Origin of the sequence: Pedobacter sp. KACC 23697, assembly GCF_045348445.1 — a bacterium.
Classification (GTDB): domain Bacteria; phylum Bacteroidota; class Bacteroidia; order Sphingobacteriales; family Sphingobacteriaceae; genus Pedobacter.
On record NZ_CP157485.1, the window covers coordinates 2,954,296 to 2,967,860 of the forward strand.

The 13,565-nt window shown below is 38.3% G+C and carries 10 protein-coding genes; 8 read left to right on the top strand and 2 right to left on the bottom strand.

The window, feature by feature from the left end:
• Positions 1-319 precede the first annotated feature (319 nt).
• Together rpsA and ABEG20_RS11840 are read left to right on the top strand one after the other, a co-directional pair.
• Positions 320-2,254 carry a 30S ribosomal protein S1 gene (rpsA, locus tag ABEG20_RS11835; protein ID WP_406823552.1) on the top strand — a complete coding sequence of 645 codons (1,935 nt, stop codon included), beginning with the start codon at positions 320-322 and terminating at the stop codon, positions 2,252-2,254.
• A 385-nt stretch (positions 2,255-2,639) separates the two neighbouring features.
• A complete protein-coding gene (locus ABEG20_RS11840) occupies positions 2,640-4,307 on the top strand; it encodes a beta-N-acetylhexosaminidase (protein ID WP_406823553.1) in 1,668 nt (555 codons plus the stop codon).
• Here the strand turns inward: ABEG20_RS11840 and ABEG20_RS11845 are convergent.
• Positions 4,304-5,230 (bottom strand): AraC family transcriptional regulator, encoded by a 927-nt coding sequence (locus tag ABEG20_RS11845; protein WP_406823554.1) that lies wholly within the window; start codon positions 5,228-5,230, stop codon positions 4,304-4,306. The genes ABEG20_RS11840 and ABEG20_RS11845 overlap by 4 nt on opposite strands.
• A 332-nt stretch (positions 5,231-5,562) precedes the next feature.
• On the opposite strand from ABEG20_RS11845, the gene ABEG20_RS11850 reads away from it, so the two are divergent.
• The 3 genes from ABEG20_RS11850 (at position 5,563) to ABEG20_RS11860 (ending at position 8,028) form a co-directional block, all read left to right on the top strand.
• The gene (locus ABEG20_RS11850) at positions 5,563-7,068 is read left to right on the top strand and encodes an aldehyde dehydrogenase family protein (RefSeq protein WP_406823555.1); all 1,506 of its coding nucleotides are present in this window, start codon (positions 5,563-5,565) and stop codon (positions 7,066-7,068) included.
• Positions 7,069-7,314: 246 nt separating this feature from the next.
• The gene (locus tag ABEG20_RS11855; protein WP_406823556.1) at positions 7,315-7,689 is read left to right on the top strand and encodes a DUF779 domain-containing protein; all 375 of its coding nucleotides are present in this window, start codon (positions 7,315-7,317) and stop codon (positions 7,687-7,689) included.
• Positions 7,690-7,827: 138 nt separating this feature from the next.
• Positions 7,828-8,028 carry a hypothetical protein gene (locus tag ABEG20_RS11860; protein WP_406823557.1) on the top strand — a complete coding sequence of 67 codons (201 nt, stop codon included), beginning with the start codon at positions 7,828-7,830 and terminating at the stop codon, positions 8,026-8,028.
• A 2-nt stretch (positions 8,029-8,030) separates the two neighbouring features.
• On the opposite strand, the gene ABEG20_RS11865 is transcribed toward ABEG20_RS11860, so the two are convergent.
• Positions 8,031-8,432, bottom strand: coding sequence for a thiol-disulfide oxidoreductase DCC family protein (locus tag ABEG20_RS11865; RefSeq protein WP_406823558.1), 402 nt, complete (start codon positions 8,430-8,432; stop codon positions 8,031-8,033).
• A gap of 268 nt (positions 8,433-8,700) precedes the next feature.
• Between ABEG20_RS11865 and pyrR the strand changes: the two genes are divergently transcribed.
• The 3 genes from pyrR to ABEG20_RS11880 all read left to right on the top strand — a co-directional run bounded on the left by pyrR (position 8,701) and on the right by ABEG20_RS11880 (position 13,563).
• A complete protein-coding gene (gene pyrR / locus ABEG20_RS11870) occupies positions 8,701-9,249 on the top strand; it encodes a bifunctional pyr operon transcriptional regulator/uracil phosphoribosyltransferase PyrR (RefSeq protein ID WP_406823559.1) in 549 nt (182 codons plus the stop codon).
• Positions 9,250-9,251: 2 nt separating this feature from the next.
• Positions 9,252-10,181 (top strand): aspartate carbamoyltransferase catalytic subunit, encoded by a 930-nt coding sequence (locus ABEG20_RS11875; RefSeq protein WP_029279355.1) that lies wholly within the window; start codon positions 9,252-9,254, stop codon positions 10,179-10,181.
• A 358-nt stretch (positions 10,182-10,539) separates the two neighbouring features.
• Complete coding sequence (locus ABEG20_RS11880; RefSeq protein WP_406823560.1) at positions 10,540-13,563, top strand: tetratricopeptide repeat protein; 3,024 nt, start codon at positions 10,540-10,542, stop codon at positions 13,561-13,563.
• Positions 13,564-13,565: the final 2 nt, after the last annotated feature.

The window sequence follows — 13,565 nt, forward strand, 5'->3', positions numbered from 1 at the left end:
TGTTTCAGAAGCATTACTGAACGTTCATTTTCAAACGACTAACAAACCAAACCTACACTAATTCTAAATTTAGCTTGATAGATAGAGAGACTGCTGTCCCTGATGAAATACGGAGCGCTCATTTTCAAATCCTGATGAAAAATCAATCCATAAAGCGATAGCCCTCTTGGCCCAGATCCTAAAATAAATTCAGGATGATGGACCGATATATTATAATCAGCTTAAAATCAGTAAGATTTATTAAAAAAATCTTTTCTATTAATTAAAATATTTTTACCTTTGCAGTCCCTAAATAGGGAAAAAAGGAGACAATTAATTAATGGCTAAAAAACAAGTAGCAGAAAAAGAATTAGCAGCAAAAACAGCTGAACTTCAGGGAGAAGGCGGACGCCTGACTGAAAAAGAAACGATTGAATCAGAAGCTGATTCAGTTTCGATCGAATCGATCAAATCATCATTAGCAACACCAATCGAAGATTTCGACTGGGATGCAGATGAAAAAGTTTTCGGTAATTACAATGATGCAGACCGTAAAAAGTTTGAAGATATGTATGCCGGAACATTCAACCAGATCACTAAAGGTGAAATCATCAGCGGTATTGTTGTTTCAATCAACAACAAAGATGTAGTATTAAACGTAGGTTTCAAATCAGACGGTTTAGTTTCTACTTCTGAGTTCCGTGATACACCGGATCTAAAAATCGGCGATTCAGTTGACGTTTTCGTTGAAGCACCAGAAGATGCTAACGGTCAATTGATCCTTTCCCGCAAAAGAGCAAAAACCCAAAGATCATGGGAAGCGATTAACGAGGCTCTTGAAAATGATAGAATCATCAACGGTTTCGTTAAGAGCCGTACTAAAGGTGGTTTAATTGTTGATATCATGGGCGTTGAGGCTTTCTTACCAGGATCTCAAATTGATATTAAACCTATCCGCGATTACGATGTATACGTGGGTAAAACAATGGAATTTAAAGTTGTTAAAATTAACCATGAGTTTAAAAACGTAGTTGTTTCTCATAAAGTGTTAATTGAAGACGATTTAGAAAGCCAAAAAGTAGAGATCGTTTCTAAATTAGAAAAAGGTCAGGTATTAGAAGGTACCGTTAAAAACATTACTGATTTCGGTGTGTTTATCGATTTAGGTGGTGTTGATGGTTTACTTCACATTACTGATATTTCTTGGGGCCGCATAGAGCATCCAAAAGAAGTATTATCATTAGATGAAAAAATCAACGTGGTTGTTTTAGATTTCGATGATGAGAAAAAACGTATCGCTTTAGGCTTGAAACAATTAACTCCGCACCCTTGGGAGAACTTAAGTACTGACATTCAGGTTGGTTCTAAAGTAAAAGGAAAAATCGTAACTGTTGCAGATTACGGTGCTTTCTTAGAAATCATCCCAGGTGTTGAAGGTTTAATCCACGTTTCTGAAATGAGCTGGTCACAAAACTTAAGAAATCCACAAGAATTCTTAAAAGTTGGTGATGAGATCGAAGCTGAAGTTTTAACTTTAGACAGAGACGAACGCAAAATGAGCTTAGGTATTAAACAATTATCTAACGATCCATGGCAAGAAGTTGCTGCTAAATTCCCGGTTGGAAGCAAGCACCAGGCAACTGTTAAAAACATGACTAACTTCGGTGTATTTGTTGAAATCGAAGAAGGTATTGATGGTTTAATCCACATCTCTGACTTATCATGGTCTAAAAAAGTAAACCACCCTAACGAATTCACTAAAGTTGGTGATGTATTAGACGTAGTTGTTTTAGAATTAGATGTTGATAACCGTAAATTAAGCCTAGGTCACAAACAATTAGAAGAAAACCCTTGGGATACTTTCGAAACAATCTTCACTTTAGATTCGGTTCACCAGGGTACTGTTGTTAAAGTAACTGATAAAGGTGCTGTTATTGCTTTACCATATGGTGTAGAAGGTTTCGTACCAACCAAACACATGGTTAAAGAAGACGGTACTTCAGTTAAAGCTGAAGAAACCAATGACTTCAAAATCATTGAATTCAACAAAGAAGCAAAACGTATCGTAGTATCTCACGCCCGTATCTGGGAAGAGGTTAAAGCTGAAGCTGTAGCAGAAGAAAGAAATGCTAAGAAAAAAGAAGCTAAAGCTGCTGTAACTGCGGTTAAAAAAGTTAAAGATTCTGTAGAGAAATCTACTTTAGGAGATTTAGACGTATTGGCTCAATTGAAATCGCAATTAGAAGGCGAAGAAAGCAAAGCTAAAAAAGGCTAGTTCTTTTTAACTGAATATATTAATCCCGATAGCGAAAGTTATCGGGATTTTTTTTGGCCTCTCCCTCGAGTTACCGTCTTTTCGAGCGTAATAAAACGAAGTCGAGAACCCGAAGGCTCTGCGAAGCTAAATCTATCTCGAGATAGATCTCCCAATTCCACTGCGTTCCAGTAGATGTGACGATTTCTATGTAAATCTGTCAATGCTGAGGCACGAAGCATCTTTTTCATCGCTTGCAGATGCTTCGTACCTCAGCATGACAATGATTTTTAACGGCGCTAGGCAGTTACAACTTTTGTAACAAAATAATCCATTCTCTTCTACTTATTCTGTACATCCCTCCTATTATCACTACTTTTGAAAAACGTAACCAAGCCTTTTCAGCATGAGAAAAATTATCCTTTTGTTTCTGACGATTATTTCCTTCAAACTTATTGCACAAGAAGTGAATATTATTCCGCAGCCAGCAAAATTAGAAGTCAATTCAAAAGAATTGCCATTTAAAATAGATAGCACTACAGTAATATATACAAATGATTCATTAGCCAATCCATCAATAGCGTTTCTGCAAAATTATCTCAGTAAAAATTATAATTTCCAACTTAAGATTAACAGAATACCAGATATAGGCCGAACCAAAGTAATCAATTTGATTATGAATGAAAAGATTGTTAACCAAAAAGAGTACACGTTAAAGGTTACGAATAAATCAATTATTATAGGTGCTACTTCAGACACAGCTATCTTCCAAGGTATTCAAACCTTGATTCAGCTATTACCAACTTCAAAATCAACCGTCTTAAATATTCCCGCTGTTGAAATTACTGATTATCCCCGTTTTGCTTACCGAGGCATGCACCTCGATGTAAGTCGCCATTTCTTTGATGTGCCCTTTGTAAAGCAATACATTGATTATTTAGCCCTTCATAAAATGAATTATTTCCATTGGCATTTAACTGATGACCATGGCTGGCGGATCGAAATCAAAAAATATCCAAAACTGACTGAAATCGGTGCCTGGCGCAACGGCAGTATTATTGGTTTATGGCCGGGAAAAGGCAACGAAAATATTAAATATCAGGTACTGCCAACAGCAGTAAAGATTACGCCAAAAGATGCCGTACTGCAAACAGATGGCATTAAACATGGCGGCTTTTACACACAACAACAGATTAAGGAAGTAGTTGATTATGCCGCCAAACGCTACATTACCATTATTCCGGAAATTGAAATGCCTGCGCATAGTATGGCTTTACTGGCTGCTTACCCTGAATTAGGTACAGCGCCAAATACAAAATACGAAGTTGCCGAAACCTGGGGAATGATGAACAAATACAATAATGTATTGCAGGCTTCTGACACTACTTTTAAATTTTTAGAAAACGTTTTAACCGAAGTGATGGACTTATTTCCATCGCCATACATTCACATTGGCGGTGACGAAGCTTCGAAAATATGGTGGAAACAATCTGCTGTTTCGCAAGAGATCATGAAAGCAAACGGATTGAAAAATGAAAGCGAACTGCAAAGTTATTTTATCCGCAGGATGGAGAAATTTGTAAACAGCAAAGGCAAAACCATTATCGGCTGGAACGAGATTTTACAGGGAGGCCTGGCACCAAATGCGGTGGTTATGAGCTGGCAGGGCGAAAAAGGTGGTATTGATGCCGCTAAACAGCAACATAAGGTAATTATGACGCCTGAAATTAAAATGTATTTTAACCACGCGCAATTTGTAAAAGAAGACAGTTTGACTGCGAATAAATTTTCGCCTCTGATTGATGTTTACAATTATGAACCTATACCAGGAGAACTTACTGCTGAACAGGCAAAATACATTTGGGGCGGACAAGGTTGTTTGTGGAGTGAATACATTACCAATCCGGCAAAAGTACAGTATCAGCTTTTCCCAAGGTTAGATGCCTTAAGCGAAATTTTATGGAGTCCGAAAGAAAAACGCAATTACCCTGATTTTCAAAAAAGGCTAAAAACACAGTTTAAACGCTACGATTTAATGGGAATTACTTATTCGAAAAGGTATTTAGAAAATTAGTGGATGATCTGTTTTGCCACCTGCATCTGATAATTACCCGGTGTAATGCCCACGATCTTTTTAAATGCCCTGATAAAATAATTGGCATCGTTAAAACCAAGCTCATAACTTATCGAAGCCACTTTTGCCCCAGGTTGCGTAAGTAAGATTTTGGCTTTATTAATTTTTTCTGCCAGGATAAAATCGTTAGGGCTGATGCCCAGTTCGCGTTTAAATAACCGATAAAAGGTTGCCTTGCTCATACAGGCCTTATCGCTCAGACTATTGATGCTGATCTTCTCGTTCAGGTTAGATTTAATGTAGTTCAGCACAAAGGCCAATGGGTTTTGATTGAGATTATAACCTTCGTCGCTAATCGTTTTAAGATTCTGCGTTTGCATAATACGCACCAGCAGTTCTTTTAAAGTTAAATCGGCTAAAACATCTTTTTCTTTTGTCCGTTCTGAACAGATCCTGATTACTTTATTGATAAGATAGGCAATCTCCTCATTGTTATAAAAATGGTATTCATCGTAGTTTAACAGCCATTTCTCATTGCTGCCTTCTTTCGGAAAAAACTCGTTCAAATAAGAAATTGTTTTTTGGATCTGCTCCTGATCTATAGCCAGGGCAATACATTGAGTGGGATTAAGATCTGAAGCTTCAGGAAAATCAATTTCCATGGTAACGGCAGGCGGAACAATAACGGTTTGGCCAGGAAAATAATCAAACCCTTTCTTATCAAACAAATGCATTACCTTTTTGCCCCTCAGCATGCTCGTAATCACAAAATCATTAAAAGTAAGCGGAACTTTATACGATTCGGTATAGGTTTCGAAAACATTTAATTCGCAACGCTCTAAGGTATAAGAGGTCCTGTTCTCTACCAAAGTTTGCAAGGTTTCCGATGCACTGAGATTTACCTGATCTAATGTATGTTGCATAAACCGAAAAGATTTGGTCAGACCTATTTAATAAGCTCAAATATAATGATTTCAGCTAGTTATATCCTATATATCAAAGCCTGTTGCTTGCATGATATGACCTAATCTCCACTTACCGACTGTTAAGATCGTTATGGTTACAATTTGGTTACATAGCGTGAAATAATAATGCTATCAATTGATTCGATTGTACTATCAGTTCTGTAGGCTTTGCCATTAGGTTTGTATGAACCAAATCTTAAAATCGTAAAAATCATGATGAGCCATCCCATTAAAAATCCTAAAAAACCCCGCTCAAAATGATTTTTAAAATTTAATAATCGATAATAATTATGGAAAATTTAATTGAAAAACCGTCATTCAAAAGCCATTACGATAATTACATTGGGGGGAAATTTGTAGCCCCGGTAAAAGGTGCTTACTTCGATAACATATCACCGATTGATGGTAAAGTTTTTACTAAAGCAGCACACTCCACAAAGGAAGATTTAGAATTAGCGGTTGATGCCGCACATGAGGCATTTAAAACCTGGAGCAAAACCTCTTCAACCGAAAGAAGCATCATTTTAAATAAGATTGCCCAACGGATGGAAGATAACCTCGAATACCTGGCAACTGTTGAAACGATAGATAACGGAAAAGCAGTTCGGGAAACCTTGGCCGCCGATTTACCTTTAGGCATAGATCATTTCAGGTATTTCGCAGGCGTAATCCGTGCCGAAGAAGGTTCGCTTTCAGAACTCGATCAACATACGGTTTCGTTAATTGTACATGAGCCGATCGGTGTGGTGGCGCAAATTATTCCATGGAATTTTCCATTGTTAATGGGCATCTGGAAACTTGCCCCTGCCCTTGCCGCGGGAAACTGTGTGGTGTTAAAACCGGCTGAGAGTACACCGGTTTCGATTATGGTTTTAATGGAATTAATTGGCGATTTATTGCCCCCTGGAGTTGTAAATGTAGTCAATGGTTTTGGCGCTGAACTTGGACGTGCCTTAGTAACTAATCCTAAAATTTCAAAAGCGGCATTTACAGGCTCTACCCCTACGGGCAGATTGGTGATGCAATATGCAACTGAAAATATCATCCCGGTTACCTTGGAACTTGGTGGAAAATCACCAAATATTTTCTTCAGTTCGGTAATGGCAGAAGATGATGCCTTTTTAGATAAAGCGGTAGAAGGTGCGGTAATGTTTGCCTTAAACCAGGGCGAAATTTGTACCTGTCCATCACGTTTATTGATTCAGGAAGATATTTACGAAAAATTTATTGCCAAAGTAATTGAGAGAACAGAAGCGATAAAAATCGGTAGTCCTTTGGATAGAACAGTAATGATGGGCGCGCAAGCTTCGAAAATCCAATATGAAAAAATTGCGCAATACATTAAATTAGGTAAAGAAGAAGGCGCAGAAGTATTAACCGGCGGAGAGGTAAATGAACTCCCAGGCGAATTGGGTGGCGGTTATTATATCAAACCAACCATCTTTAAGGGCCATAACAAAATGCGGATTTTCCAGGAGGAGATTTTCGGTCCGGTATTGGCCGTTAGTACCTTTAAAACAGTAGAAGAAGCCATTGAAATTGCAAACGATACTTTATACGGTTTAGGTGCGGGTGTTTGGACACGCGATGCGCACGAACTTTACCAGGTACCGAGAGCCATTCAGGCAGGTCGTGTTTGGGTAAATCAATATCATGCTTATCCTGCAGGTGCTCCTTTTGGCGGCTACAAGCAATCGGGTGTGGGTAGAGAAAACCATAAAATGATGTTAGGCCACTACCGCCAGACTAAAAATATGCTGATTTCTTACGATAAAAATAAATTAGGTTTCTTTTAGTTGGCTTGAATGAGGAGCTGTGTTATAAATACAAAATTGTCATCATGAAAATTCAGTCTTTAGCTAAAACATTGTATTTGTGATGACACTTTGAGGGATCGTCATTCCCAACTTGATTGGGAATCCTAATGCAATACGCTTTAAGATTCCCGCTTACGCGGGAAAGACGACCGCTCTTGGAATCTGGCATTACTTTTATAATACAGCATCTTTCTAAAACCCATTTTCAACCTAAAAAACAAGACCATGATCAAGCGTATAGACAGTACAGAAAAAGCAAAAGAATTGATTGCGATACTTAAAGAAAAGCACGGAGAACTCATGTTTTACCAGGCTGGTGGGTGTTGCGAGGGTACACAGCCCCAATGTTTCGAAAAAGGCGGCTATTATCTGCGGATGCGTGATGTTTGTTTAGGTGAAATAGAAGGCTGCGCGTTTTGGGTAGACAGAGACCTGTTCGAGTACTGGAAATTCTCACACTTTACTTTAGATGTACTGGATGGATTTGGTGTAGGTGGTTTTTCGTTAGAAACCCCGCTTCAAAAAACTTTCAAGATCCATTACCGCTTATTCTCTGAAGAAGAATTAAAAAATTTAACTCCAGTTAAAACGGCAGAATGATTTTTATGTATTGGGTAACAAAGGTCAGCTTGGTGTAATCCGGCTGACTTTTTTGTTGACCTTTACCTCATGTTAATTTAGGTCAGCATCTTTCTTGTTTTTAAAAATTTATGCAATCTTTGCATTAAAAATTAAACCATGCGTAAACTATTTGCCGTTCTTTCTACCATCATTACCATATTTGCCATTAAAGAAGCGGTATATGTTTTTATTTCACAGGAAGCGGATATGGTTAAACAGCGCCCGATCCTGATTGTAATTTCATTGAGCATCTGTATTCCGTTAATGGTATTATCGCTATGGTTGTGGTCGCCGGGCGGAAAGAAAAACAAACAATAACATTAAGGATAAAACTTACTTTTCAATTCTGGCTTGGGCACCCAGCAACTCTCCTGCTTTCCCCACCATTTATAACGTTTTTTTGCAATCCCATCATAAACCCAATCACGCATAAATTTGGGAATAATAATAAATGCATAGAGAAGCGGAATTAAACCATTAAGCTTTCGGGCCACCCTCAGTGCTGCTGATGATTTGGTGTAGAGTCTGTCATCCTCCAACAATAGAATGGTATTTAACTTTTCCGGATCCGCATTAAATTTTGGCAGCATTTCTTTGGCATAAGCACCTTGTAGCGCGGTAAATTTAAATTGGTCTTTTTGATCATGTTCAATAACAAACTGCACGGATGAATTGCAAAGATTACAAACGCCATCAAAAAAGATTACTCGTTGCCGGATCATAGATTATAAAAATAATGTTTTTAATCGCAAAAACAGCCATTGCTTTCTCAAAATATAGCTGAAAGTCCAAAGACTAAAGCCTAAAGCGCTTAATCAGAACGGATAAATCGCCTGGCTATTTTTGTAATTTGGCATTTCCATCTACATAAAATTAATTTTTCGCTTTTATATTTTGATAAACAACAATTTAGCCACAGCATATTAAAACAAATCAATCTTCACTTTCTTACCTTAAAACATTTTTATATATTTGCCCAATCCTTCTTCAATGCAAAAGAAAACACTTCTTGACGGACAAAAAATTCAGATTACAATTAAGAGGCTCTGCCATCAATTAATTGAAAACCACGACGATTTCGCAAATACCGTTTTAATTGGCATCCAGCCGAGGGGTATTTATTTAGCTGACCGCATCCATCAGGATCTTCAACAGATCTTAAAAAACAAGAAAATTTTAAAGGGAAACCTGGACATTACTTTCTTTAGAGATGATTTCCGCCGTAAAGACGGATTGGTTACTGCGAGCAGCAACTCGATGGATTTTATTATCGAAGGCAAAAAAGTAATCTTAATTGATGATGTACTGTGGACCGGCAGAACCATCAGGGCAGCACTTGATGCCTTACTCGCTTATGGCCGACCAGAGAAAGTGGAACTTTTGGTTTTAATAGACCGCAGGTTTAGCAGGCATTTACCTATAGAACCAGATTATATTGGCCATCAGGTAGATAGCTTAAACTCGCAACAGGTAAAAGTAACCTGGGCGAGCGAAGGAAGTGAAGATAAAGTGATTTTAATATCGGAAAACAATAAATAAAAATGGCAGCAGAAAAACTATCAACCCGACATCTTTTAGGTATTAAAGATATTAACCGGAATGATATCGAATTGATCTTCGAAACTGCAGATAATTTCAAGGAAGTAATTAACCGCCCGATCAAAAAGGTCCCTTCACTTCGCGATATTACCATTGCCAATATCTTTTTCGAAAACTCTACCCGTACCAAACTTTCGTTCGAACTTGCCGAAAAGAGACTTTCGGCTGATGTGGTTAATTTTGCGGCCTCCTCATCATCGGTAAGCAAAGGCGAAACCCTTATCGATACCGTAAACAACATCTTATCCATGAAAGTTGATATGGTAGTGATGCGGCATCCTTATGCCGGGGCAGGTCAGTTTTTAAGTAAACATGTAAAGGCCCAGATTGTAAATGCCGGAGATGGCGCACACGAACACCCCACACAGGCCTTACTTGATGCCTTTTCCATCCGCCAGAAATTAGGCGATGTAGCTGGCAAAAAGGTAGTTATTGTGGGAGATATACTGCACTCACGTGTAGCCATATCCAACATCCTCTGCCTGCAACGTTTAGGTGCAGAGGTGATGGTTTGCGGCCCTACAACCTTAATTCCAAAACACATTCACCAACTTGGTGTAAAAGTTGAGCATAATTTAATTAAAGCACTGAACTGGTGCGATGTAGCCAACATGCTGCGCATCCAGCTGGAGCGTCAGGATATTAAATACTTCCCATCTTTAAGGGAATATGCCATGATGTATGGCTTAAATAAACAGATCCTGGATAATCTTGATAAAGAAATCATCGTGATGCATCCTGGCCCAATAAACAGAGGTGTGGAGATCACCAGCGATGTGGCCGATAGCAAACAATCGATCATTTTAGAACAGGTAGAAAACGGAGTGGCCGTGAGAATGGCTGTGTTGTATCTGTTGGCGAGTCAGGGGTAGATTAGTTTGGAGTCGTTAGTCTGGAGTCCTGAGTCGTTAGTCGCGAGTCTATTTTCCTGCAATTAACCGATTTAAACAACTAACCAATTAACCTTCCACGCGATTTCTACATAGATTACCCAGCATTATAGGCTTCATTGGGAAAAGCCCCTGCAATGACTGATGCTGGGACTAATCAACCAATGACTAATCAACCAATAAACTAATGACCAGTGAACCGAACTTTTCCACATTCGACCACCCCTTAATACCAAACCAAAAATCCTGTCGTTAATTTGTGTTATTAACAGATGTTAATTACTTCTGTTGATAAGCTTTGATACTATTTCTAATTTAGTACCAACCATATTTGAAACCAATGCAGAAAAAATACTTACTAATTCCGCTAATTTTAGCAGGAAGTTTTAGCACCTACGCTCAAGTTAGCGCTGTGCAAAACCTCAACAAAAACTATCAAACGGGCTTAGAATTATTAGACAAAGAAAAATATACGGCAGCTGCACAACAATTTAAACTTGTTGAGCTGCAACGTTATAAGCCTTCTACCCAAACAGAAAGCAATGCCGAACTGTCTTTACTGAAAGAAAATGCAAAATTTTATGCGGCAGTTTGTGCACTTGAATTGACCAATGCCGATGCGGAAAGTTTGTTTCAGGCCTTTATCCGCGATTATCCGTTAAACCCGAATACCAAGCTGGCTTATTTTTACGTTGGAAAAACTTATTTCAACCAGAAAAACTATAAAAAAGCTTTAGAATGGTTCGAAAAAACCGACCCTTCTACACTTTCGGGTAAACAAAGAAACGAATACCAGTTTAAGCAGGGATATGCCTATTTCGAACTGAAAGACTACGATAAGGCGGAACCATTATTCGAAAAAGTAAAAAAAGAAGAAGGTGATTTTCAGGAAAGTGCTACCTACTATTTTGCTTATATCAATTACTTAAATAAAGAATATAAAACAGCTTTAGCCAACTTCGAAAAGCTAAAGGGTTCTCCTACTTATGAGGCCAGTTATCCTTATTACATCACTTCGATGTATTATCTTGATGAGCGTTACGATGATGTAATCAGCTATGCTTTGGCAGCTATTCAAAAAACCAAACAGCAGTTCGAGCCAGAGATGTTGAGTTTGGTTGCGGCATCATACTTTGCAAAATCTGAATTTAAAAATGCTGAAAAGTACTTCGCTGAATATTATGCAAAAGATAAAAGTGAAACTAAGAATAACCTCTTCATCTACCAATATGGATATTCTTTGTTCCAGAATAAAAAGTATAAAGAGTCGGTTGCCGTTTTAGAAAAACTCAATACTGATGATATTTACCTGCAAAATGGTATGCATACGCTTGGTAAAGCGTTTATCCAGTTGGGTAATAAACAGAAAGCACAAAGTGCCTTTTTCAGGGCTTCGCGTTTAAGCTTCGACAAAGGTGTACAAGAAGAAGCCTGGTTAAACTACGCTAAATTAAGTTACGAATTAGAATTCCATCAACAAGCTTTAGAAGCTACCCAGGGTTTTTTAAAAGCTTTTCCAAAATCGCGTAAAATAAACGAGGCCAAAACTTTATTGGGCGAGGTGTTATTAACCACCAAAAACTACCAGGCAGCTGTTGATATCCTGGAGCCTATTCCGGATAAAAACCTGGAAGCTAAAGAAGCTTATCAAAAAGTAACCTATTTCCGGGGTTTAGAGTTTTATAACGAAAGGGCATTTCCAAATGCATTATCAATGTTTTTGCGTTCTGAAAAATTTCCGGAAGATAACGAAATCAATGCCTTAAACACCTATTGGAAAGCAGAATCGATGTACGAACTGCGTAAGTACGGCGAAGCGGTTACCACTTTCGAGAAATTTTTAAAGATGCCGGATGCCGATAAAACAGGCGTTTACAATTTTGCCAATTATGCGTTAGCTTACGCAGCCTTCGAAGACGAAAAGTACAGCAAAGCCGCCAGTTACTTCGAAAAATTCCTGGCTGGCAGTGATAAAGACCAGAAAACTATTGACGATGCGACTATCCGTTTAGCCGATTCGTATTTCGTCAATAAGAATTATGGTGATGCAATGGCCAATTATAATAAAATCATCAGCCGTAAAACTACTTCTGAAGATTATGCCACTTTCCAGAAAGGAATGATCCAGGGATTGGAAACGCAGTATGATGCGAAAATTGCAACAATGCAAAGCTTGTTAAATAATTTTCCAAACTCAAACTACGCAGACGATGCCGGTTTCGAAACTGCCTATACCTATTTCAACAAAGGTGATTTTGATAAATCTAAATCAGATCTTGTAGCCCTGGTAGCTAAATATCCACGGAGCAGTTATGTGGCAAAAGCTTTGGTCACCATCGGTTTGGTTCAATACAACCAGGATCAGGATGATGCCGCATTAGAATCGTTCAAAAAAGTAATCCGCGATTATCCAACCGCCGATGAAGCTAAACAGGCGATGGAATCGATCAAAAATATTTATGTAGACCGTGGTGATGCAAATGGTTTTATTACTTATGCAGCTACTACCCCACTTGGAAATTACTCAGGTTCTGAGCAGGACAACATCGTTTTTGCCGCAGCCAATAATACCTATTTAAAGGGTGATGCCAATGGCGCGTTACAGGCCGTAAATGCTTACTTTGATAAATTCCCTAAGGCGAACCATGAAAAAGAGGCTAAATTTATCCGGGCAGAATCGTTGGTTAAATTAGGTCGTCCGGATGAAGCCATCCCTGATTACGAATTTATCTTAAATGACTGGACAAGCGATTATACAGAACGCTCGTTGGTTAGCATTTCGCAACTGTTTCTGAATCAGAAAAAATACAATGAGGCTATTGTTTACCTGAAAAGATTGGAGACAACAACCGATTATAAATCGCACTATAGCTTTGCCATCAATAATTTGTTAAAGGCTTACACCGCCCTGAACATGCCTGATGACATGCTTAAATATGCACAGCTGACCAAAGAGTCGGAAAAAGCTTCAGAAGAAGAAAAAAACAGTTCCAGCTTATATTCTGGTAAAGCTTATCTGTTAAAAGGTGACACTACCACAGCCATCAAAGAATTTAAAAATGTAGTGGCCAAAACAAAAACCATTGCTGCTGCTGAGGCAAAATATAACTTAGCTTTATTGGAATACAGCAAAGGTGATTTCAAAACCTCATCTAAAACCTGTTTTGATCTGATCAACAACATGGCTTCTTACGATTATTGGGTTGCGAAAGCCTTTATTCTGCTATCTGATAATTACGTAGCCCTGAAAGACAATTTACAGGCAAAAAGTACACTTCTCAGTATAATTGATAATTACGAAGGCAAGGATGATATCATCCCTACGGCCAAAGAAAAACTAGAAAAACTAAACCAGAAGAAGTAGCA